This window comes from Bradyrhizobium genosp. L (genome assembly GCF_015624485.1).
In the GTDB taxonomy this organism is placed as follows: Bacteria; Pseudomonadota; Alphaproteobacteria; order Rhizobiales; family Xanthobacteraceae; genus Bradyrhizobium.
This window is the reverse complement of record NZ_CP061378.1, coordinates 1,773,677-1,797,007: the sequence shown is the minus strand read 5'-3', so window position 1 is coordinate 1,797,007 and position 23,331 is coordinate 1,773,677. Positions and strand designations below refer to the sequence as shown.

General features: G+C 64.7%; 18 protein-coding genes. 4 read left to right on the top strand and 14 right to left on the bottom strand.

What is annotated here, in order from left to right; translation table 11 throughout:
* Nucleotides 1–10 precede the first annotated feature (10 nt).
* The 10 genes from IC762_RS08380 to IC762_RS08335 form a co-directional block, all read right to left on the bottom strand.
* Nucleotides 11–472 (bottom strand): acyl-CoA thioesterase, encoded by a 462-nt coding sequence (locus IC762_RS08380; RefSeq protein ID WP_433995900.1) that lies wholly within the window; start codon nucleotides 470–472, stop codon nucleotides 11–13.
* An 11-nt stretch (nucleotides 473–483) separates the two neighbouring features.
* Entirely contained in the window at nucleotides 484–2,580 is a 2,097-nt protein-coding gene (locus tag IC762_RS08375) for a 3-hydroxyacyl-CoA dehydrogenase NAD-binding domain-containing protein (protein ID WP_195788340.1), read from the bottom strand.
* A 2-nt stretch (nucleotides 2,581–2,582) separates the two neighbouring features.
* Complete coding sequence (locus IC762_RS08370; RefSeq protein ID WP_195788339.1) at nucleotides 2,583–3,866, bottom strand: acetyl-CoA C-acetyltransferase; 1,284 nt, start codon at nucleotides 3,864–3,866, stop codon at nucleotides 2,583–2,585.
* The gene (locus tag IC762_RS08365) at nucleotides 3,866–6,133 is read right to left on the bottom strand and encodes an acyl-CoA dehydrogenase (RefSeq protein ID WP_195788338.1); all 2,268 of its coding nucleotides are present in this window, start codon (nucleotides 6,131–6,133) and stop codon (nucleotides 3,866–3,868) included. Before IC762_RS08365 ends, IC762_RS08370 begins: the two co-directional genes overlap by 1 nt.
* A gap of 332 nt (nucleotides 6,134–6,465) precedes the next feature.
* A complete protein-coding gene (locus tag IC762_RS08360; protein ID WP_195788337.1) occupies nucleotides 6,466–7,689 on the bottom strand; it encodes an SMP-30/gluconolactonase/LRE family protein in 1,224 nt (407 codons plus the stop codon).
* Between the two features lie 159 nt (nucleotides 7,690–7,848).
* The gene (locus IC762_RS08355) at nucleotides 7,849–8,472 is read right to left on the bottom strand and encodes a flavin reductase family protein (protein WP_195788336.1); all 624 of its coding nucleotides are present in this window, start codon (nucleotides 8,470–8,472) and stop codon (nucleotides 7,849–7,851) included.
* A 130-nt stretch (nucleotides 8,473–8,602) separates the two neighbouring features.
* Nucleotides 8,603–9,211: a TetR/AcrR family transcriptional regulator gene (locus IC762_RS08350; protein ID WP_195790049.1), complete on the bottom strand. Its 609-nt coding sequence runs from the start codon at nucleotides 9,209–9,211 to the stop codon at nucleotides 8,603–8,605.
* Between the two features lie 21 nt (nucleotides 9,212–9,232).
* Nucleotides 9,233–12,373, bottom strand: a complete 3,141-nt coding sequence (locus IC762_RS08345) for an efflux RND transporter permease subunit (RefSeq protein WP_195788335.1) — start codon at nucleotides 12,371–12,373, stop codon at nucleotides 9,233–9,235.
* A gap of 36 nt (nucleotides 12,374–12,409) precedes the next feature.
* A complete protein-coding gene (locus IC762_RS08340; RefSeq protein ID WP_195788334.1) occupies nucleotides 12,410–13,516 on the bottom strand; it encodes an efflux RND transporter periplasmic adaptor subunit in 1,107 nt (368 codons plus the stop codon).
* A 358-nt stretch (nucleotides 13,517–13,874) separates the two neighbouring features.
* Nucleotides 13,875–15,038: a winged helix-turn-helix domain-containing protein gene (locus IC762_RS08335; protein WP_195788333.1), complete on the bottom strand. Its 1,164-nt coding sequence runs from the start codon at nucleotides 15,036–15,038 to the stop codon at nucleotides 13,875–13,877.
* Nucleotides 15,039–15,190: 152 nt separating this feature from the next.
* On the opposite strand from IC762_RS08335, the gene IC762_RS08330 reads away from it, so the two are divergent.
* Nucleotides 15,191–15,826: an OmpA family protein gene (locus tag IC762_RS08330; protein ID WP_195788332.1), complete on the top strand. Its 636-nt coding sequence runs from the start codon at nucleotides 15,191–15,193 to the stop codon at nucleotides 15,824–15,826.
* A gap of 40 nt (nucleotides 15,827–15,866) precedes the next feature.
* Here IC762_RS08330 and IC762_RS08325 read toward each other — a convergent pair whose 3' ends face one another.
* A complete protein-coding gene (locus tag IC762_RS08325; protein WP_433995881.1) occupies nucleotides 15,867–17,126 on the bottom strand; it encodes a phospholipid carrier-dependent glycosyltransferase in 1,260 nt (419 codons plus the stop codon).
* A 397-nt stretch (nucleotides 17,127–17,523) separates the two neighbouring features.
* Here IC762_RS08325 and IC762_RS08320 point away from each other — a divergent pair, with 397 nt between their 5' ends.
* Together IC762_RS08320 and IC762_RS08315 are read left to right on the top strand one after the other, a co-directional pair.
* Nucleotides 17,524–18,132, top strand: a complete 609-nt coding sequence (locus IC762_RS08320) for a FecR family protein (protein ID WP_246801625.1) — start codon at nucleotides 17,524–17,526, stop codon at nucleotides 18,130–18,132.
* The gene (locus IC762_RS08315; protein ID WP_433995880.1) at nucleotides 18,120–19,349 is read left to right on the top strand and encodes a hypothetical protein; all 1,230 of its coding nucleotides are present in this window, start codon (nucleotides 18,120–18,122) and stop codon (nucleotides 19,347–19,349) included. The genes IC762_RS08320 and IC762_RS08315 overlap by 13 nt, the downstream gene beginning before the upstream one ends.
* Before the next feature lie 72 nt (nucleotides 19,350–19,421).
* Here IC762_RS08315 and IC762_RS08310 read toward each other — a convergent pair whose 3' ends face one another.
* The 3 genes from IC762_RS08310 to IC762_RS08300 all read right to left on the bottom strand — a co-directional run bounded on the left by IC762_RS08310 (nucleotide 19,422) and on the right by IC762_RS08300 (nucleotide 21,487).
* Nucleotides 19,422–19,907 carry a VOC family protein gene (locus IC762_RS08310; RefSeq protein WP_195788328.1) on the bottom strand — a complete coding sequence of 162 codons (486 nt, stop codon included), beginning with the start codon at nucleotides 19,905–19,907 and terminating at the stop codon, nucleotides 19,422–19,424.
* A 30-nt stretch (nucleotides 19,908–19,937) separates the two neighbouring features.
* Entirely contained in the window at nucleotides 19,938–20,363 is a 426-nt protein-coding gene (locus IC762_RS08305; RefSeq protein ID WP_195790048.1) for a VOC family protein, read from the bottom strand.
* Between the two features lie 107 nt (nucleotides 20,364–20,470).
* On the bottom strand, nucleotides 20,471–21,487 hold the full coding sequence (locus IC762_RS08300) for an alpha/beta hydrolase (RefSeq protein WP_195788327.1): 1,017 nt from the start codon (nucleotides 21,485–21,487) through the stop codon (nucleotides 20,471–20,473).
* Nucleotides 21,488–21,716: 229 nt separating this feature from the next.
* Between IC762_RS08300 and IC762_RS08295 the strand changes: the two genes are divergently transcribed.
* Nucleotides 21,717–23,243: an amidohydrolase family protein gene (locus IC762_RS08295; protein ID WP_195788326.1), complete on the top strand. Its 1,527-nt coding sequence runs from the start codon at nucleotides 21,717–21,719 to the stop codon at nucleotides 23,241–23,243.
* Nucleotides 23,244–23,331: the final 88 nt, after the last annotated feature.

Genomic DNA, 23,331 nt, shown 5'->3' with positions numbered 1-23,331 from the left:
GAGAAATACGTCATGTCGCGATCGTCACACCGTCGCGCTGGATCGGCTGCGGCTGGCCGTGGTCGTCGATCGAGACATAGGTGAAATTACCGTCGGTGACCAGGATCGCCTGCTGGGCGCGACGACGCAGCACCCAGGCTTCGAGATGCACCGTCATCGAGGTGCGGCCCATGCGCACCAGGTTGGCGTGGACCGAGACGAGATCGCCGACATAGACGGCCTTGCGGAAGTTCATCGCCTCGATCGCAACCGTGACGGTGCGCGACTTCGCGAGCTTGGAAGCGAACACGCCGCCGCCGACATCCATCTGGCTGAGCAGCCAGCCGCCGAAGATGTCGCCATTGGCGTTGGTGTCAGCCGGCATCGCCAGGGTGCGGATGCAGAGATCGCCCTTCGGTTCGGTATCGGTGGAGAGCGGCGCGTGGGCATGCGCGCCGGTCGCTTGTGTGTCGGTCGCTTGCTGATCGGTCACTTGCGGATCGGTCACTTAAAAGTCTCCCAGCCGGTATCCGGTGCAAATCGTCCGCCGAATTTATGCATCAGCGCGCGCAAGGTCGACACCACATTGTCGACGCCGCGGCTGCGCGCATAATTGAGCGGGCCGCCACGGAACGGGGCGTAGCCGGTGCCGAAGATCATCGCGCCGTCGACCATATCGGGATCGTCGACGATGCCCTCGCGCAAGGCGGCGACGCAGACATTCGAGATCGGCAGCACCAGGCGGTCGATCATCTGGTCGTTCACCTTGGGGCCGGTCTCCGGCAGCGGCGATTTCTCCGCCTTGCCGTCCTTCCAGGTGTAAAAGCCCTTGCCGGTCTTGCGGCCGAGCTCGCCTTTGGCGACCTTTTCGCGCAGCCAAGCAGGTGTCGGCGGCAGCATGTCGCCGAACTTCGAGCGCAGCATGTCGCCGACATCGAGGCAGATATCGAGGCCGACCTGGTCGGCGAGCTCGATCGGGCCCATCGGCATGCCGAACTCGACGGCGGCGGCGTCGATCAGGCGCTGGTCGGTCTTCTCGTCCAGCATCACCATCGCCTCCAGCATGTAGGGCGTCAGCGCGCGATTGACGAGGAAGCCCGGCGAGCTCTTCACCGGTAGCGGCAAACGGTCGATGGCGCCGACGAAGGCGAGCGCCTCCTTCAGCATGCCGGCGTCGGTGCCGTCATGGTTGACGACCTCGACCAGTTGCAGCCTCGACACCGGGTTGAAGAAGTGCAGGCCGAGCAGCCGCTCCGGCCGTTGCAGCGTGGTGCGCAGATCCTGCAGCGGAATGCTCGACGTGTTGGTGGCGAGGATCGCGCCCGGCTTCATCTTCGGCTCGAGGCCGGCATAGACCTTCTGCTTCAGCTCGAGCTTCTCCGGCACCGCCTCGATGATCAGATCGGCGTTGCGGACGCCCTCACCCTCCATGTCAGGCACCAGCCGATCGAGCGCATCGCGCTGGTCGATCTTCTTGCGCATGATCTTGCCGAACAGGTCCGACGCACGCTTCATCGCGCCGGCGATCGGCTCGGCCTTCATGTCGGCCAGGGTGACGCGCATGTCCTGGTTGGCGCACCAGGCCGCGATATCGCCGCCCATCGCGCCGGCGCCGATGACATGGACGTGCCGTACCTTGTTGCCGCTTCCCGCCACCTTCTTCATCTGCTCGCGCAGGAAGAAGACGCGGATCAGGTTTTGCGCGGTCGGCGTGACCATCAGCCTGGCGAACGAGGCCTTCTCCGCGTTCAGCATCGCCGCGCGGTCCCCGGCATGCTTCTCCCAGAGATCGATCAGCGCGTAAGGCGCGGGATAATGCGCGTGCGGCGCGGCCTTCCCGGCTTCGCTGCGCATGCGGGATGCGAGGAAGCCGCGGACCGGCGTGAAATTGAGCAGCTTGTTGAGCGGACCCGGGCGGGCGCGCTTGAGGCGGCCGAACACCGCGTCCTTCACCGCATTGCGGACGTGGCGCTCCTGGGTGACGGCGTCGACCAGGCCGAGCGATTTGGCGCGGCGCGCGTCGATGGTCTTGCCGGTCAGCATCAGGGTCATCGCCTGCATCGGGTTGACCAGCTCGGTGAAACGCACCGTGCCGCCGAGACCGGGATGCAGGCCGAGCATCACCTCGGGGAAGCCGAACCGCGCATCGTCGATCGCGATCCGCATCTGGCAGGCCAGCGCGACCTCGAGCCCGCCGCCGAGACAGAAGCCGTGGATCACCGCGAGCGACGGCACCCGCAGCGCCTCGAGCCGGTCGATCACCGCATGGGCGCGGCCGATCGCGGTCTCGACCGTGCTGGGATCGCTGGCGCCGCGGAATTCGTTGACGTCGGCGCCGGCGATGAAGCCGCTTGTCTTGGCCGAGCGGATCACGAGGCCTGCCGGCCGCTGGCTTTCCAGCGCGGCGACGATCGTATCGAGCTCTTCGAGCAGGTCGGCGGACAGCGTGTTGGCGCTGGCACCGGCGCGATCGAACAGCAGCCAGGCGATGCCGTCGTCGTCACGCGTCAGCTTGAAATTCTTGTAGGGGTTTTCCGCAACCGGCCTGGGCCCGAGCTCCAGCACGCGGTCGGCGAGAACGTCCATGATCCGTGAATCCATGATCACACCGTCTCAATCAACATCGCGCCGCCCTGGCCGCCACCGATGCATTCGGTGGCGACGCCGCGCCTGGTGCCGAGCCGCTTCATCGCATTGACCAGATGCAGCACGATGCGGTTGCCGCTGCAGCCTACCGGATGGCCGAGGCTGATCGCGCCACCATCGACGTTGAGCTTTGCGCGGTCGATTTCACCGGCCGCGCCGTCGAGCCCGAGAATCTCGCGACAGAATTTTTCATCGTTCCAGGCGGCGAGGCAACCGAGCACCTGGGTGGCGAAGGCCTCGTTCAATTCCCAGGTCTCGACGTCCTGCAAGGTCATGCCGTTGCGCTTCAAAAGCGCACTCGCCGACAGCACCGGGCCGAGTCCCATGATCGAGGGATCGAGCGCCGACCATTGGCTGTCGAGGATGACGGCCTTCGGCGTCAGCCCGTGTTTCGCCACGGCATTTTCGGACGCGAGGATCACCCAGGAGGCGCCGTCGGTGATCTGCGAGGAATTGCCGGCGGTGACCTGGCCCCACGGGCGTTCGAACACCGGCTTCAATTTTGCCAAGGTCTCCGGTGACGAGTCCGGGCGGACGCCGTCATCATGGTCGTAGAATTTTCCGTCACGCACGAATGAGGTCTCGACCTCGCCTTTGAGGTAACCTTCCTTCTGGGCACGCGCGAGGCGCTGGTGGCTTTCGGCGGCGTAGGCATCGGATTGCGCGCGGGTGATGCCGAAGAGATGGCCGACCTTTTCGGCGGTCTGCCCCATGTTGAGCTCGGTGATCGGATCGGTCAGCCCACGCTCGAGCCCGATGATCGGCTTGAGATAGCTCGGCTTGATCTTAAGCGCCGCAGCGATCTTGGCACCGATGCCCTTGGCGCCGGCAAGGCCGGCAAACCAGCGCACGCCGGAATTGGGCCAGACCAACGGCGCGTGGCTCAAGGCCTCGGCGCCGCCGGCAAGGATCAGCTCCGAGTTTCCCTCGCGGATGTAGCGGTAGCCGGTATCGATCGACTGCATGCCGGAGCCGCAATTGATCTGCACCGTGAACGCGACCATCTGCTCGCCCATGCCGAGCCGAAGGGCCGCGACCCGCGCCGGGTTCATCTCGTCGGCGATCACGTTGACGCAGCCGAGGATCACCTGGTCGAAGGCGGTGGGCGCGAACGGCTGGCGCGCCAGCAGCGGCCGGCCGCATTGCACAGCAAGATCGACCGGCGTGAACGGGCCGGGACCGGAGCGCGCCTTCAGGAACGGCGTCCGGCTGCCGTCGACGATAAAGACTGGTCGCGTCATCAGCCCGCCGCCCTCTGCTCACCAAGCTCCTGGAAGAACTGATGCACGTCGGCGGATTTCTTGTAAATCGGGGACAGCGCCTCCGGCGCAAAATCATCGACCTCGATGACTTTTGTGACGGCTTCATGCGCGGCGGCGAGCTTTTCCCCGTCGCTCTCGGTGATGACGCCCTTCTTGACTGCCTCTTTCCAGTCGTGAATGCGCGCCGCGCGCATCTGCTTGGCGGCGTCCTCGGCCTCGGTGACGAGGCGGAAGGCCTTCTCCAGCCGCGCGATACCGCCGTCGTCCTCGACAAAGGCGAGATCTGATGTCAGGCGGTCGCGCGCCGCCGAAGGCGACAGAACGAGCTGCGCGCATTGATGCACGACGCGGTCGGACGGGCCGACCACGCGCGCCCCAAACGGCTGGATCAGGAATTTCAGGATGATCGCGACAAAGCGGTTGGGCAGATTGGCCAGGATTTCCGCAAACCGGTTCTGGATGGTCCTGAAGCCAGTCGCCATGCACCATTCGAGCGCAGGCAGATCCTGCTCCTGCCGGCCCTCGTCCTGCCAGCGCTTCAGCGCGGCAGAGAGCAGATACAATTCGGACAGGATGTCGCCGAAGCGGGCGGACAACATCTCCTTGCGCTTCAGCGCGCCGCCGAGCGTGAGCAGCGCCATGTCGGCGCACAGCGCAAATGCCGACGAATAGCGCGAGAGCTGGCGATAGAATTGCGTCGCATCGCCGGCATCCGGCGCCGGCGCGAACAGGCCGAAGCTCCAGCTGCGGCCCCAGGCGCGGAACATGGTCGCAAAGCTGTGGCCGACATGCTTCCAGAACGCGGTGTCGAAGGCGGTGAGGCCCTTGTCGCGATCGGTCTCGCCGAGCGCGTTCATCTCCTGAAGCAGATACGGATGCGCACGGATCGCGCCCTGCCCGAACACGATCAGGTTGCGGGTCAGGATGTTGGCGCCCTCGACCGTGATGCCGACCGGCACCGAACGATACAGACCGCCGAGATAATTCTGCGGCCCGTCGATTACGGCCTTGCCGCCATGGATGTCCATGGCGTCATCGATCGCGATCCGCATCCGCTCGGTGGCGTGCAGCTTCATGATCCCGGAGATGACGGCGGGATGATGCCCCTCGTTCAGCGCGGCGCAGGTCAGCCGCCGCGCGGCGTCGAGCAGATAGGCAGTGCCCGTGATGCGGGCCAGCGGCTCCTCGATGCCCTCGAACTTGGAAATCGAGATGCCGAACTGCTCGCGGATCCGGGCATAGGCGCCGGTGGTGCGCGCCGCATAGGCGGCACCGGCCGCCGAGAGCGACGGCAGCGAGATGCCGCGGCCCGCGGCGAGCGCCGTCATCAGCATCTTCCAACCCTTTCCGAGGCGCTCTTGGCCGCCGATGATGTAGTCGAGCGGGATGAAGACGTCCTTGCCCCAGTTCGGGCCGTTCTGGAACACCTGCATCGCCGGCAGATGGCGATGGCCGATCGAGACGCCGGGCAAGTGCGTCGGGATCAGCGCCACCGTGATACCGAGCTCGTCTTGATTGCCGACGAGATGATCGGGATCGTAAGCCTTGAACGCAAGCCCGAGCAGCGTCGCGACGGGGCCGAGCGTGATGTAGCGCTTGTGCCAGTTCAGCTTCAGGCCAATCACCTCGCGGCCCTCGAACGTGCCCTTGCAGATGATGCCGGTGTCGATCATCGAGGCGGCATCCGAGCCGGCCTCCGGGCTGGTCAGGCCGAAGCACGGGATATCGCGGCCGTCGGCGAGCCGCGGCAGCCATCGCTCCTGCTGCTCCTTGGTGCCGAAGCGCATCAACAGCTCGCCCGGCCCGAGCGAGTTCGGCACCATCACGGTGACGGCCGCGGTCAGCGAACGCGAGGAGATCTTGCGCACCACTTCGGAATGCGCATAGGGCGAGAAGCCGAGGCCGCCGAATTGCTTCGGGATGATCATGCCGAAGAATTTGTGGCGCTTGACGAAGTCCCAGACTTCGGGCGGCAAATCGCGCCATTCCCAATTGATCTTCCACTCGTCGAGCATCGTACAGAGCTCGTCGACCGGACCGTGCAGGAAGGCGTGCTCCTCGTCGGTCAGCTTGGCCGGTGCGTAGGCCAGGAATTTCGCCCAGTCCGGATTGCCGGTGAAGAGATCGGCATCCCACCAGACGTCGCCGGCCTCCAGCGCCTCGCGCTCGGTGTCCGACATCGTCGGCAGCACGCCACGCGCCCAGGAGAAAATGGGTTTCGTCAGATAGTCGCGGCGGAAGCTCATGGTGGTCCTCATGAATCGGCGGCGAATGCGGGCTGATCTTATCGGAAAGTGCCGGTCACCGGTGAACACTTCGCCTTGCAAATAAAGCGAAATTGACGCGGTGGACGCGCCGTTTGTTAACGGCACGCCGCGCGTTCAGTTCCGAAACATGAGGTGCGACAATCGGGTAGCGGGGAATGGCGCTAGGGCGGCAGCGGAAGTTCACCTCTCCTTTGGGAGAGGTCGGCGCGAAGCGCCGAGTGAGGGGTTACGGTCTCTCGTAAGAGCAGCACCCCCTCACCCGATTTGCTGCGCAAATCGACCTCTCCCCGCTGGGGAGAGGTGAAAGAAGGTCAGGCCGGCCCGGCGCCCTGCGTCGCCAGATAGACCGCGTAGAGCGACTGGCTTGAGGCCATGAACAGGCGGTTGCGCTTGGGGCCGCCGAAGGTGATGTTGCCGCAGACCTCCGGCAGGCGCATGCGGCCGAGCAGCTTGCCTTCCGGTGACCAGCACGTCGCGCCATTGTAACCGACCGCGCGGCCGGCATTGCTCGAGCACCAGACGTTGCCGTTGACGTCGCAGCGGATGCCATCCGGTCCGCACTTCACGCCGTCGATCATGAAGTCGCTGAACCGCTTGCCGTTCGACACCTTGTTGTCGGCACCGACATCGAACACCCACACGTCGCCCTTGCCGCCCGGACCGCTGTCGCCCGGGCCCTTGCCGGTCGAGACCACGTAGAGCTTCTTGTAGTCGGGCGAGAAGCAGATGCCGTTCGGATCCGGCACCTGGTCTTCGCTCACCACGAGGTCGACGCGGCCGGACGGATCGATCCGATAGCAGTTGGTCGGCAGTTCGCGCTTGGCCGGCACGAAACCTGCCGGCTGGCCGATCCGCGGATTGAGCTTGCCGGCCGGATTGCCCGGGCCGCCGCCCGCGTCGGGCTCGCCCTCATACAGCTGGCCGCCATAGGGCGGATCGGTGAACCAGTAGCTGCCGTCGGGATGGGCTGCGACATCGTTCGGCGAGTTCAGCTTCTTGCCGTTGTAGCTGTCGGCGAGCACGGTCGCGGTGCCGTCGTTCTCATAGCGCGTCACGCGGCGAGTGAGATGCTCGCAGGACAGCTGACGGCCCTGGAAGTCGAACGAATTGCCATTCGAGTAGTTCGAGGGCATCCGGAACACGCTGACGTGGCCGTCATCCTCCGACCAGCGCATCTGCCGGTTGTTCGGAATGTCGCTCCAGACCAGATAGCGGCCCTGCGCGCTCCACGCCGGTCCTTCCGCCCACAACGTGCCGGTGTAGAGACGCGTGATCGAGGTGTTCGGCTGGGCGAGATCGTTGAAGGACGGATCGACCGCGATGACGTCGGGATCCCAGAAATAGGTGGTCGGCGCGCCGCGCGGACTGAAGTCGCGCGGCGGGCTGGTGATCGTCGTCGGCGGGCTCACCGGCGCCGGCGCATTCTGGGCCAGCGCGCTGCCGGCGCCTGTGGCGGTGGCTGCCGCAGCAACCGCAAGTCCCTGGACGAGCGTTCGTCGTGAAACGTTCGAATCGCGCCGCTGTTGGCGTGTCATCGCATCCTCCCACTGAGTTGGCCGGCCGTTGATCCGGCCTGGCCGAGGGAGGTTAGTCTGCTCGCGGCCAGGTTGCGAGTGACCGTTTCGTGGCAACGTGATTGCCGTCCATCTCGCGCGGACAACGGCGCGGGGCGAGGAAGACGTTGGAGTGGAGCCTCAATCCGGCCGAACCATCTCGAACAGGTTTTCCGGCTTGATCTCGAAATAGTCGCCCATCCGGCCGGCGCGGACGATCGGGTGGGTGAGCGCGGTCTGGTAGACGCCGTCCTTGATGAAGGCCTTGTCGATATGGACGGCGACGACCTCGCCGAGCGTCAGCCAGGCCTGCGCCTTCTTGCCGTCGGCGCCCTGCAGCTGGATGATCTGGCTCACCTTGCATTCGAACGACACCGGGCTTTCGGCGACCCGCGGCACGTTGACGAGCTTGCCCGCGGCTTGCGTCAGGCCGGCCAGCTTGAACTCGTCGACGTCCCGCGCGACATGCGCGGCGGTCGCGTTCATGTGCTTTGCCAGATCCATCGTCGCCAGATTCCAGACGAACTCGCCGGTCTCCTGGATGTTGGCGACGCTGTCCTTCCAATTGGTGGAGGAGAAACCGATGATCGGCGGCACGTAGCAGAACGCGTTGAAGAAGCTGTAGGGCGCGAGGTTGACGTTGCCGCTGGTATCGCGCGAGGAGATCCAGCCGATCGGGCGCGGCGCGATGATGGCGTTGAACGGATCGTGCTTCAGCCCGTGGCCGTTCTTCGGCTCGTAGAAATGCAGGTCTTTCGCGGTCACGCCATGCTCCTCGTCATTCCGGGATGGTCCGAAGGACCAGACCCGGAATCTCGTCATTCCGGGTTCGATGCTAACGCATCGCCCCGGAATGACGAGGAAGTCAATTGACGAGTGCGTCAGTATGCCGGTCTCAGTTCGCCCGGACCCGCGGAGCCAGCCCCGCGATGACGAAATCGATCATCTCGTCGATGGTCGGGCCCGGCTTGGTCGCGCACTGGGCGATCATCTGCGGGTGGAAGAAGCGCATCATCGCCGTGCAGGCACACAGCGATGCGGTCATCAGGTCCTTGACCTCGAACTCGCCGGATGCGACGCCCTGCGCGATCACCTGGCCGATGGCGCCGGTGATCGTCTCCATATGGATAACGCAGACGTCCCAGTCTTCCTGCATCGCGATTTCGACCATCTCGTGCAGCTTGCTGTCGCCGACATAGCGCTCGGTGTTCATGCGATTGACTGAAATCATCAAGTCGCGCAACCGCACCGCGGCCGACCCCGACCGCAGCGCGATGCGCTGTGCCTCGACCTCGACCTCGCCCATCAACCGGCGCGCCACGCCCTCGTGGATCGACTTCTTCGAGTCGAAGAAGCGGTACACGTTGGCGGGGCTCATCCTGAGCTCCTTGGCGATGTCGGCAACCGTGGTCTTGAGGTAGCCGATCTGCCGGAACAGACGCTCCGCCACCGTGAGAATCCGCTCACGGGTGTCGGTTTCGCTATGTTCCGAGATCAGCGTCATGTTGGCCTGCTCAATCTTCAATTATTCAGCCGCTTCAGCAAGCGGAATTGCGCGTTGCGCATCTCCGGCATGCTGCGGCGCAGTATCAGTTTGCACGCCGGGACCGCACTCATCGAGGGACTTGCGGAACCAGAGGGCGTAAAGGCCCGGCAGATACAGCAAGGTGAGGAAAGTCGCAACAAACAAACCGCCCATGATGGTGATCGCCATCGGTCCCCAGAACGCCGAGCGCGACAGCGGGATCATGGCGAGGATCGCCGCAAGCGCGGTCAGCACCACCGGGCGGGCGCGGCGGACCGCGGCCTCCACGATGGCTTCCCGCCGGGTCAGGCCGCTCGCCACGTCGCTCTCGATCTGATCGACCAGGATCACGGTGTTGCGCATGATCATGCCGGCCAGCGCGATCAATCCGAGGAGGGCCACGAAACCGAATGGTTGGTTGGCAACGTTGAGCCCCAGCGAGGCGCCGACGATGCCGAGCGGCGCGGTCAGGAACACCAGCAACAGGCGCGAGAAGCTCTGCAGCTGGATCATCAGCAGCGTCAACATCACCATCACCATCACCGGGAAGAGGATGAAGATCGAGGCATTGCCCTTGGCGGATTCCTCGAACGCCCCGCCCGGCTCAATGCGGTAAGCGGGCTCAAGATGCGCCTGGATGTCCTTCAGCTTCGGCGCGATCTGGTTGGTGACGTCGGGCGCCTGCACGCCGTCGATGACGTCGGAGCGCACGGTGATCGCCATGTCGCGGTTGCGCCGCCACAGGATCGGCTCCTCATGGGCATATTCGATCTTGGCGATCTGCTGCAGCGGCACGGCAACGCCGTTGCGCGAGGTGATGGTGAGATCGCCGACGCGGCCAAGATCGAGCCGCTCGGCCGGCACGGCGCGGGCGACCACGCCGACCTTCTCGATGCCGTCGCGGATCGTGGTGACCGACGCGCCCGAGATCAGCATCGCCAGCGCCTGCGAGACGTCCTGCGGGGTGAGGCCGAGCGCGCGGGCGCGGTCCTGGTCGACGACCAGCTTCAGATAGGGCGATTGCTCGTTCCAGTCGAGCTGGACGTCCTTGACGTTCGGGTTCTGGCGCATGACCTCGCGGACCTGATAGGCGATGTCGCGCACCTTGCTGGCGTCGGGCCCGATCACGCGGAACTGAACCGGGAAGCCGACCGGCGGACCGAAGTTGAAACGGTCGACCCGGACCCGCGCCTCGTTGAGCGCGCCATCGGCCGCGGCCTGCTCGATCTTGGCCTTGATGCGCTCGCGCGCCTCGACGTTCTTGGACAGGATGACGATCTCGGCAAAGGCCTCGTTCGGCAGCTGCGGATTGAGGCCGAGCCAGAAGCGCGGCGAGCCCTGGCCAACATAGGCGGTGTAGGTCTCGATGTCCTGGTCGTCCTTGAGCAGCGCCTCGGCCTTCTTGACCGCCTTCTCGGTGACGTTGAAGGCCGTGCCCTCGGGCAGGCGGAGCTGCAGGAACAATTCGGGCCGCTCCGACAGCGGGAAGAACTGCTGCTGGACGTGGCCGAACGCGACGATCGAGGCGAAGAAGACGCCGACGGTCGCCACCACCACCTTGATGCGGTGATCGACGCACCACTGCACGATGCTGCGCAAGCCGCGATACATCCGCGTCTCGTAGATTGCGTGCGGATCGTGGTTCTGGTGCACCTTGATGTTGGGCAACAGCTTGACGCCGATATAGGGCGTGAAGATCACCGCGACGAACCAGGAGGCGACCAGCGCGATCGCCACGATCCAGAAGATACCGCCGGCATATTCGCCCACCGCCGAATTGGCAAAGCCGATCGGCAGAAAGCCGGCCGCGGTGACCAGCGTGCCGGTCAGCATCGGAAACGCGGTGGATTCCCAGGCAAAGGACGCCGCCTTCATGCGATCCCAGCCCTGCTCCATCTTCACCACCATCATCTCGACCGCGATGATGGCGTCGTCGACCAGGAGGCCGAGCGCGATGATCAGCGCACCCAGCGTAATTCTGTGCAGGTCGAGCGACATCGCGTTCATCACGATGAAGACGATGCCGAGCACCAGCGGCACCGACAGCGCCACCACGATGCCGGTGCGCCAGCCGAGCGCGACAAAGGAAACGAACAGCACGATCGCCAGCGCCTCGACGAAGGAGTGCACGAACTCGCCGACGGCGTGTTCGACCACCTTGGGCTGATCGGCGATCTGGTCGACATTGATGCCCTGCGGCACCGCCTTCATGAACTCGGCGGTCGCCTGTGCGACGTCCTTGCCGAGCTCGAGGATGTTGGCGCCCTTGGCGGTGACGACGCCGATGCCGAGCGCGGGCTTGCCTTCCTGCCGCACCTTGAAGGTTGGCGGATCGACATAACCGTGGGTGACGGTGGCGATGTCGCCGAGCCGGAACACGCGGCCATTGCTCTCGACCGGCGTCTCGGCGACCGCCTTGACGCCGTCGAGCGCGCCGGTGACGCGCAGCGGCACGCGCTGCGAGGAGGTTTCCACGGTGCCTGCCGGCGTCACGTTGTTCTGCTTGGCGAGCGAATCGAACAGCGCCTGCGGCGTGATGCCGAGGGTTGCAAGCTTGGCATGCGAGAACTCGACGAAGATGCGCTCGTCCTGGATGCCGTAGAGGTCGATCTTGGTCACGCCGGGCACCTTGAGCAGGCGCTGGCGGAAGCCTTCCGCGACTTTCTTCAATTGCGCATAATCGGCGCCGTCGCCGGTCATCATGTAGAGGATCGAATCGACGTCGGAGAATTCGTCGTTGACGACGGGGCCGAGGATGCCGGAGGGCAGCTCGCCCTGGACGTCGACCAGCTTCTTGCGCAGCAGATAGAAGAGATAGGGCACGTCCTTCGGCGAGGTCGAATCCTTGAAGGAGACCTGCATCGCCGTGAAGCCCGGCTTGGAATAGGTCTGCACCTTGTCGAAGAACGGCAGCTCCTGCAGCTTCTTCTCGATCGGATCGGCGACCTGCATCTGCATTTCCTGCGAGGTCGCGCCCGGCCACATCACCGAGACGTTCACCACCTTGACCGTGAAGAACGGATCCTCGGCACGGCCGAGCTTCTCGTAGGAGAAGTAGCCGGCGACGCCGAGCACGATCATCAGGAACAAGACCAGCGTCGGATGGCTGACCGCCCAGGCCGAAAGGTTGAAGCGCTTCATCGAACTCTCCAGGTCCCAGAACCGTTTCCGCTACAGCTAGAACGACAGCGACGACACGACCCGAACCTTCTGGCTCGGATCGAGTTTCTGCACGCCGAGCGCGACCACCTTGGCGCCCTCGGCGACGCCGCCGGCGATCACGACGCAGTTGCTCTCATAGGCCTGCACCTTGACCGGCTTGAGCGCGATGTCGCCCTTGTCGTCGACGATGTAGAGCGAGGGATCGCCGCCCTGGCTGTACAGCGCCGACAGCGGCAGCTTGGCCACCCGCTCGGTCGCCTTGTCAGCCAAGGTGAGGGTTGCCGTCATGCCGAGCGAGACGGCATCGTCGGCCTCGGGCAGCGAGAATTTCGCGAGATAGGTGCGGGTCGCGGGATCGGCCTGCGGCGCGACCTCGCGCAGCTTGGCGGCATAGGTCTTCTTGGCATCCGACCACAGCGTCACCGTGGCGACGCCCGACCTGGCACGAGCAAGAAGCGTCTCTGGGATCGCGACGACAGCTTCCTTCTCGCCAAGTCGGGCGACACGGATCGATGCCTGGCCCGCGGCAACCACCTGGCCCGGCTCGATCATGGTCGCGGTGACGACACCCCGGGTGTCGGCCACCAGCGTTGCGTAAGAGAGGGAATTGTTGGTCAGTTCGACCGAGCGCTCGGCGCGGTTGAGCCGGGCACGGGCTTCGTCGCCGGCGGCCTTGGCGGAATCCAGCGCGGCATCGGTGGCCCAGCCCTTGGCCTTCAGGTCCTTGGCGCGCTGCTCGGCGGCGGCGGCCTGCGCCAGCACCCCGGTCGCGGCGCTGAATTCGGCCTGCGCCTGCTCGGCCTGCAGCTTCAAATCGACCTCGTCGAGGGTGGCCAAGGGCTGATCGACGTCGACTGTCTGTCCGACCTCGACCAGCCGCTTGGCCACCTTGCCGGCCACCCGAAAGCCCATATCGGCTTCGATCCGGGGCTTGATCGTGCCGACGAAGCTGCGCTCGGGGGTTTCGGCTTCGTAATGGACGGTCGCCACCAGGACTGGCCGTCCCGGATCGGCGTTTTCCGCCGCCTTCTCATTACAGCCGGTCAGCGCGAACACCGCGAAAGCCAACGACGCCCCCGTCAAGAGCCTGTAATAGCTCGAAAAAATGGAACGGACGAACATCGGATCTCTCCATCGGGCTGACGACTGATGAAGAGTATCGATTTATCACTGATAAATGTCAATATTCGTCAGTGATAACCAATTCGTGAGTTGGGCGGGATCGGCCCAAGATCGGGAAGCCTTGGAAGGAAGTGTCGCCCGGATGAAGCGCAGCGAAGTCCAGGCTACGACGACCCGTAGGATGGGTAGAGCGCAGCGAAACCCATCACCTCGCCCGCGGCACGAATTGATGGGTTTCGCTGCGCTCTACCCATCCTACGCAGGCAATGCTGCTACTTCGCCCCGGCAAACTCGGTCTTGGTCTCATGACCGCCGAGGAACACCAGCAGACCCGCGACCAGCGCTTATGACGAAGCCCTCAATCCGCGAGCTGAAACCGCTCGAACCGGTCGAGCTCGTCCTCGATGCGGCGCTTCAATTCCTTGCGCGCGGCCTGCTTCTTGCCGTTGCCGACCCAGCTCCATTTTTGCATCAGGAGCTTCTTGTTCTGCCGGTCGGTCTTGAGGTCGATGGCGGCGACGATGTCGTCGCCGACCAGCACCGGCAGCGCGAAATAGCCGAACACGCGCTTCTCCTTCGGCACGTAGGCCTCGAAGCGGTGGCCGTAGCCGAAGATCAGTTCGGTGCGCTTGCGCTGGATGATCAGCGGATCGAACGGCGAGAGAATGTGGACCAAGGCAGGATCGGCATCACCGCCCTGCTCCAGCACTTCGGGCCGCGCCCAATGCTCCTGCTTGCCGGCGCCATCGAGCGTGACCGCGACCAGCTCCCTGCGGCGCACCCGCGCCTCGATCAGGCTGCGCACCGCCTTCTTGCTGGGCGCATCGAGGTGGCAGATCGAGTCCAGGCTGACGATGCCCTGCGAGCGCAGTGCGCGGTCGAGCAGATAGCCGATCTGCGCTGACGCCGATGCGGGCTTCGGCGGCTTGTCCCAGCCGAAATGCCTGCTCATCAGCTCATAGGTCTTGAGCATGCCGTTGCGCTCGCTGATCGTGGCGACGCCGCCATAGAAGGCGAGCTGCAACGCCCGCTTCGAGGGCTTGCGGCTTGCCCAGAGGTGCTCCTTCTCGGTCAGCACGTCGTCCTCGATGTCGCGAATGGTGAGCGGTCCTTCGCGCAGCAGCCGCATCACCTTGCGTGTATCCGCCGGCGTTACCGAGGACAGCCATTTGTGGCCGTCGCGCTTGTGCGCCCGCATCGCCGGCAGGAAAAAGCCGAGATCCTTGGAGGGAATGTAGGCCAGCGCGTGCGTCCAGTATTCGAACACGCTCTTGTCGGCGCTCTGCGCCTGCTTGAGGTCGGCGCGGCGATAGTCCGGGATGCGGCTGAACAGGATGTGGTGATGGCAGCGTTCGATCACGTTGATGGTGTCGATCTGCACATAGCCGAGATGTTCGACCGCCGCCGCCACGGCCGCGGCACCCTCGCCGAACGGCGCTTTGCTGTCGAGCCGCTGCGCGCACAGCCAGATGCGGCGGGCGACGGCGGTGCTCAACGGAAGGGGTTCGGCGGCGCGGGGCATTTGTTCGGCAATGTAGTGAGATTCGTGCCAATCCGGGAGTTCGGGAACTTCAACGTGACATGCATCACATTCATGGCTTTGAACCGGTCGTACGGTCCCAGCATCAAAACGACAGCAAGCCCATTTGGCTGTCACCGTTTGAGGACCAGATCATGACCCGCTCTCTTTCCTTTTCCCTTTTGACGATCGGCGCTGCGCTGTCGATGACGGCGGGCGTCGCATTGGCCGGCAGCGACACCGTCCCGGCCGCCCAGATCCTGAATGCGCTGAAGCCGAAATCGGCGACCCGCGGCCTGTCGGCCGGACAGCAGGTCGACCCGGCCGTCTCCGCCAAGGAAGCCGGCTTCATCAACTCGGTGCGCAACCGGAAGACCCGGTCGCTGTCGCTCGGCGAACGCCAGGAGATCGCCGAGATCGCGGCCAACAAGCCGAAGATCGATCTCGAGATCCACTTCAATTACAACTCGGCCGAGATCAGCAGGGATGCGACCCCTTCGGTGGAGGAGCTCGGCAAGGCCCTGTCGGACGCCAGCATGAAAGAGCAGACCTTCGTGATCGCCGGCCACACCGACGCCGTCGGCGGCGATGCCTATAATCAGGAGCTGTCGGAGCGCCGCGCCGACACCATCAAGAGGTACCTGGTCGAGCACTATGGCCTGAACGGCACCAACCTCGTGACGGTCGGTTACGGCAAGTCCCGGCCGAAGGACCCGAATGCACCGTTCGACCCGACCAACCGTCGCGTCCAGGTCGTGAACATGGAAACCAAGACCGCCGCGTCGCAGTAACGCTGATCGCGTCGATCCGCCTGCCCCACCGGCCGGCGGATCAGATCCAGTTCTGGAACAGCATCAGCCGGCTGAAAGTCGCCATCGACGTCCCGATCGCGGCCGCCGTGACCGGCAGCATCGCGACGAAACCCAGGCATCCGATCGCTACGAAGGCCCACAACAGCCAGCGCGGCATCCCCTTGCGCGTCAATGCGTAGACCAGCATGAAGCTCGCGGTGGTCGCGGCCGGCAGGTAATAATAGATGAAGCCGAGCGTGCGCGGCAGCAGCGCCCAGGCCAGATACGGGCCGAGATAGAACGCCAGCGCCAGGAACGCATCGCGGCTGCGCGCGACGATCCAGTCGCGCAGCGCGACCATGAGCGCGATCAGGGCCGGCCACAGGATCAGCGGATTGCCGAGAAGCACGACCGCCGCGATGCGGTCGTCACCGATCTTGTCGAACAGATACCAGACCGGCCGCACCAGGAACGGCCAGGACGGCCACGAGCTCATATAGGTGTGGCCGGGTATCGCACTCGTGGTGTTGTCGGCAAAGATCCGGCGCTGCGCCTCGATCAGATCGGGAAGCGAAAGCCCGTAGAGCGGCAGGAAGGTCGCAAGATAGGCCACCGCCGGGATCAGCACGAAGCAGGCGATGACATGCGAGAGGCGGAAATCCGGCCACAGATCCGGCTGGTACCAGTCGTCTGCGTTGGCGTCGGCAAAGCGCGTACGCCAGCCCTGCATCAGGCGGATCACCGCGACGATCGCGATCGAGGTTGCGAGCACGAACAGCCCGCTCCATTTGCTCGCAGCCGCCAGGCCCGCAGCAAATCCCGCCAGCGCGAAGGCCAGTTGCGGCCGCTGCTGCCTGAAGCCGTGGATGAACGCCGCGATCGCGAACAGGCTGAAGGCGAGCGCGAAAATATCCAGCATCGCGATCCGCGCCTGCACGAACAGCATCTGGTTGAAGAAGGCCAGCAACACGGCCGCGATCGCGCGGCTCTGCGCAGCGAACAGCGCCAGCGCGGCGAGATAGACACCGACCAGCGTCAGCGCGCCGAACAGCGCCGCCGGATAGCGCCATCCCAACGGCGTGTCGCCGAACGCCCGGATCGAGAGCGCGATGATCTCCTTGGCAAGCGGCGGATGCATCGGATTGAGCATCGGCTCGGGCATGACCGGCAGCAGCATCTGTCGCGCCGCCGGCACGTAATGCACCTCGTCGAAATAGAGCTTGTCGGGTGTCGTGATGCCAAGCAGCAGCACGGCGTGGGCGACGGCGAAGATGATCGCCGCGACGATCGCCGTGCGCACGGCGGGACGCTGCAGACGAGAGGCTGGCTGGGATGCAGTGTTCACGGATCGAGGGTGATCCCGCAGAGGCAAGTGTGAGCCGAGTGTGAGCCGAAATGTGAGCTATGCCGATGTCGTCGCGTGGGGCGTGTGTGATGAGTGTGACGGGAACTCACTTTGACGTCCACCGCGTTGAACGCATTTCGTATCCACCGAGACTAACCATCCAGTCAACTCAGCGCTGCTTGTGGCAATTATACAATATCTGGTCGGGGCACGATCCAGTACGGTGACGGGACGCTTGATCGGTTTGGAAATGAATTCGCGTCACGGCTTTCTCTCGATCGTTGTCGTTGGCCTTGTCGTCGCACTGACGGTTCATCCGGTTCAGGCGCAGACGCGCGTCGGCGAAGCGGCGATGGTCAAGAACGATGTTGCCCGCATCGCCGCCTCGACGACGCCGATCAATGTCGGCGACGCACTGCTGCGCGACGAGACGGTGCGCACCGGCCAGGACAGTGCCACGCGACTGGTGATGGCCGACAGCACCAACCTCTCGCTCGGTCCGAGCGCCTCGATCAAGCTCGATCGCACGGTGTTCGACGACGAGCACCATTATCGCGACGTCGCGGTGCGGCTGACCTCGGGCGCGTTCCGCTTCGTCACCGGTCATTCGGAGAAAGCCGCCTACACGATCACGACGCCGCTCGCGACCATCGGCGTGCGCGGCACCGTGCTCGACATCCTGTCGCAGCGCGGCAGGACCGTCGTGGTGCTGCAGGAAGGCGCCTCGACCGTCTGCACCATGAGCCGGCAATGTCTCGATCTCACCCAGCCCGGCGACACCGCGATCATCGCCTCGAGCGGCGGACGCACGACGATCCAGAGGACCAACAACCCGCCATGGACCTTTGCTGCTACCTGCAGCCAGGCGGCGGGGCTCTGCTCGGTCACCCAATATGCCGACGCGACGCCGGTGACACCGCCGGTCGAAGACGATCCCACCGGCATGCTGTGCGGGCGGTGAGCATGGGCCGCCAGATGCGTCATTCGATTTTCGCGCTCATCGTCGCGTTGGTGGCCGCCTTCGCGTTGACGCACCCGAGGTCCGCATCAGCTCAGACCACGACGTTTCCAACCAACTGCGAAGGACCTTGCCCGTCGTCACCAAGTCCGTCGCCTTCGCCGAGCCCGACACCGACATTTTCCCCAACTCCGACGCCAACTCCGTCCGCAACCGCCACGCCAACACCGACGCCCACACCAACGCCGACGCCAACGCCAACACCGAGTGTGACACCGACGCCGACCTCCACTCCTACGCCAACACCGACGTCAACACCGATCACCGGCGCGCCGTCGAGCGGCAACTCGATCAACGAGCTCGCCAATCAGCGCTTCAACCAGATGATCACCAACCGGGTGCTCGGCACGGTGCTGCTCGGCGTCAATGAGCAGATCAACTGCGACGACTGCGTCAGCGCGTTCGGCTCGGCCGGCTCGTTCTCGGCCGGCATCCATGGCCGCAAGACCATCACGCCGAACCTGTCGCTGCTCGCCGGCATCGCCTATACGCAATACAGCGAGGGCGGCTACAGCGTCACCAGCGCACCGATCGGCGCCTTCGCGCTGCGCTACGATTTCGTCGACTGGGGCTCGTCGCGGCCGTTCTTCGACATCGGCGCCATCCTCACGCCGTTCGAGAAGGTGCGCTATACCCGCAGCTACACCACGAGCCTCGGCGCGGTGTCGGTCACCGGCGAGACATCGAGCGAGAACTACGGCGTCTACGGCCGTGCGGGGTGGATCAGCCGGCTGTCGGCACGCGACGAGGTCGCGGCCTCGGTCGAAGTCTGGCAGCTGTGGCAGCGGGTCGCGGGCTACAGCGATCCGGCCGTTGCGTTCAACCCGTTCGACGCCACCATCGCCGGCGGTACCGACCGCACCAATCTGGTCAAGGTCGGTGGCCAGTGGACGCATCTGTTCGGCTCGAGCGTCGAAGCCAATGTCAATGGCGGCTGGGTGCAATCCTTTGCCAACCATTCCGGCATCGTCGCCACCGTCACCGGCGACGGCACCATCGTGCCGACGATCGGCAACCAGGGCTGGTTCGAATATGGCGGCCGGCTCGGCTTCCGCATCAGCAAGGGCTGGATCGCCGACCTCTTCGTCAACGGCACCGCCGGCCCGCAGCCGGTCGGCAACACCGTGCATGGCGGCATCGGGCTGCGGATCAATTATTAGCGTTGATCTCGAAGGGTGGGCAAAGGCGCACTTGCGCCATGCCCACCCGACAATGCGACGCAAACAGCTGGCTTACGCAGCCTTGCCCTCATAGGCCCGACGCAAGGCTTCTGCATCGAGCTTGATCATACCCAGCACCGCCTGCATGGCGCGTGCGGCAGCCGCGTCGTCGGGACCGCCGATGTACTTGGCCAACTCCGCCGGCACGATCTGCCAGGCGACACCGAAGCGGTCGCGGATCCAGCCGCAATGCTCGGCCTTGCCGCCGCTGGCGAGCAGCGCGTCCCAGAGGCGATCGACCTCGGCCTGATCGGCGCAATCGATCTTGAACGACACCGCGTGCGTGTGCTCCATCTTCACGCCGCCGTTGAGCGCCATGAAGCGCTGACCGGCGAGCGTGAACTCGACCAGCAACACGCTGCCCGCCTTTCCCGACGGGCCGTCGATCACGTTCTTCTGGACCTTCTCGATGCGGGAGCCGGGCAGCAGCGAGATATACAGGTTGGCAGCTTCTTCGGCCTCGCCGTTGAACCACAGACAGGGGGACACTTTTGACATGACAAAACTCCTTGTGCTGGCCGGATGCGATCAGCCGTTCGCCGCGGCGAACTGCGCCTTGGCCGCGGCCTCGATATCCATCCAGTTCACGCCCCACATGTGACCGTCGAGATCCTCGAAGCTGCGGCCATACATGAAGCCATAGTCGTCCTTCGGCGAGGGATCGACCGTGCCGCCGGCGTGACCTGCACGGGTCACGATGCTGTCAACCTCGGCACGGCTGTCGGCAGAAAGGCAGAACAGCACCTGGTTCGAGATCTTCGCATCGGAGATCGGCTTCGGCGTGAAGCGGCGGAATTTGTCATGCGTCATCAGCATGACGTAAATGGTCTCGGAAACGACCATGCAGGACGCGGTATCGTCGGAGAATTGCGGATTCCTGGTCGCACCGATTGCCGCCTCATAGAAGGCGGTGGCGCGGGCGAGATCGCTGACCGGCAGGTTGACGAAGATCATTCTGGGATTGGCCACGAGGGGCTCCTTTTTGCGGGGCTTGCCGTCCAAGGACGACCGCCCCGACGCCGTCCCGACATCGGCTCGAACTTTTTTTCCAGCAGGCCAGCTCAGGTCGCGACCGGCGCCGGCATGGTCAGGAATGCCCGCGCTACATGCCAGAACAGTTCGCGGTTGATCGCCAACGCCACCGAATGGGCGGTACCGGGCAGAATGATGAACTGCCGGTCGCCGTTCGGCAGCTTGTTGAAGAACTCCTCCAGATCGGGAACGGCGGCGATGCCGTCATATTCGCCGCGGACCAGCAGCACCGGCGCCAGCACCTTCTCCGGACGCACCACCGGCAGATTGGCGGTCATGTCGAGATAGGTGCCGGTCGGGATCTGATCGCCGAATTGCAGCTCGACGTCCGCCAGCGCGTCCATCACGGCGGGATCCGAGGTGCCGGGCTTGTCGCGGGTCGCGATCGAGCGGATCATGTCGCGGTCGCGCTTGCGCATGTTGTGGCTGCGGTAATAGGCAAGTTGCTCGGCGCGCTTTGCCAGGGTCGGCGAGCCCTCGCCCTTGTAGGTGAAGGCTGCGAAGACCAGCCGGTCGATCCGCTCGGGCGCCGCCATCGCGTAGGCGCCGGCACGCAGCGCTCCGGAGGATTCGCCGACGAAGTGATAGCGCCTCTCGCCGGTCTCGCGGACGACCACCTCGACGGCAGCCTTCAAATCCTCGACGCCGCTGGCGATATCGGCATTGCCCGAGGTGCGGCCCGACTTGCCGTAATTCTCGTGGTCCATGGTCCAGCAATCGAAGCCGAAGCGCGCGAAAGCGTTGAGCAGCGAGTATTCCCCTTTGCCCGGCACGGTGAGGTCGAACGCGCGCGACGTCACCGATGAGCCGTGGACGAAGAACACGACCGGCCGCGCGGGCTCGCCGGATTTAGGCGCGCCGATCCGCTTGCGGAACATCCACAACGGGATGTCGCCCTTCTTCGCCCAGTATTCGCTGCTCCAGATCTCGCCTTCGGCCGGGACCGCAGTCGCCGCCCGCGCCGGTGCTTCGCCGAGCACGCCGGCCGCGGTTGCAACGCCGATGCCTTTGATCAGACTGCGGCGCGAATGGACGAAATCGGCCATGGCTTGGCTCCCTTGAAGATTTCTCGCCGGATTTCTTCGTTCGACCCGGTGCGCGCGAACATAGCAGCGCAGGCGCCGGCTCGCGCGATGCCGGCATCTCACCATGACAAATACGGTGCACGATTTTGTGAAGCCGGTTTCCGGCGATCGGCGCGGACGACACAAGGCGTTGCGCCTAGTCTGGATGGCGGTGCGACCGGAAACATCCGGCGCGAAGCGGGAGCGACGAATGAGCAGCAATCTGACCGAAGAAGAACTTGCCGCCTTGATGCCCTCCGAACTGTGCGCCTACCAAACCCCGATCCCGACCCAGATCGTTTCCAGCGACGAGTTCTATCCCGACCCGCAAAACGAGCGACAGCGCGAGGTCGAGGCCCGGCTGCTAGCGATGGCCGACGATCTCGGCGCCAAGCAGGGGCTCGACCGCAGGAGATTCTTCCAGAGCGCAGCCGGCATGGCGGCCTCCTTCGTCGCGATGAACGAGGTCTATGGCGCGCTGTTCGACGCCACGCCGGCGGAAGCCGCGACGCCCGCGATGGCGCAAGAGCGCGCCAACGGGCTCAAGGATCAGTTCATCATGGACATGCATACGCATTTCCTGCGCGACGATACCCGCATCATGGGCTTCGTCGAGATGCGCAAGGCGGTCGGCAAGGCCGGCTGGAACAAGGAGCTCAACGATCACGAGCAGACCATCGAGGATCTCAAGTTCAACAACTACAAGAAGGAGATGTTTCTCGATTCCGACACCAAGATCGCGCTGATCTCGTCGGCACCGTCCGATATCGAGCAGGACTGGTTCCTGACCAACGAGCAGATGGCCGACGCCCGCAAGAAGATCAACGACGAGGCGGGCTCGCGGCGCATGTTCTGCCACGCGATTTTCACGCCGGGCCAGCCCGGCTGGCTCGAGAAGCTCGATGCCGCGCTGGCGCTGAAGCCGGAGTCCTGCAAGGGCTACACGATCGGCGACAACACCCACAAGGAGATCAGCCGCTATCCCTGGCGAATGGACGACGAGAAGGTCGCCTACAAGGGCTATGAGAAGATGGTGAAGGCGGGCATCAGGAATGTCTGCATCCACAAGGGTCTATTCCCGCCCGGAATCGAGAAGCAGTATCCGAATCTGCGCGGCTTCGCCGACGTCGCCGATGTCGGCCAGGCCGCAAAGGACTGGCCGCAGCTCAACTTCATCATCTATCACTCGGCCTATCGCCATGTCGGCGGCGATCCCCGCGTCGCGCTCGCCGAATTCGAGCGCACCGGCCGCATCGCCTGGACCAGCGACCTCGCCGACATCCCGGCGCAGTATGGCGTCAACAATGTCTATGGCGACGTCGGGCAATTGTTCGCGACCACGCTGGTCGCCGAACCGAATGTCTGCGCCGCGCTGATGGGCACCCTGATCAAGGGGCTCGGCGTCGATCACGTCTGCTGGGGCACCGATGCGCTGTGGACCGGCGCGCCGCAATGGCAGATCGAGGGGCTACGGCGGCTCGAGATCCCCGAGGTGATGCAGAAGAAGTTCGGCTATGCGCCGCTCGGCCCTGCCGACGGCCCGGTGAAATCAGCGATCTTCGGCGACAACAATGCGCGGCTCTACAACATCCAGCCGAAGCGCGCGATGCTGGAGCTGAAAGGCGACCGCTTCGCGATGATGAAGGAGACGTATCAGAAGGCCGGCGCCGAACCGTCCAACACCCGCTACGGCTACGTGGTGCCGACCGGGCCGATCGATCACAGCGTGTTTGCCTGAGCTGTCATTCCGGGGCGATGCCCGGCGTCGAGCCCGGAATCCATTCCACTGCGCGTATCGCGGTTAGATGGATTCCGGGCTCTCGCTT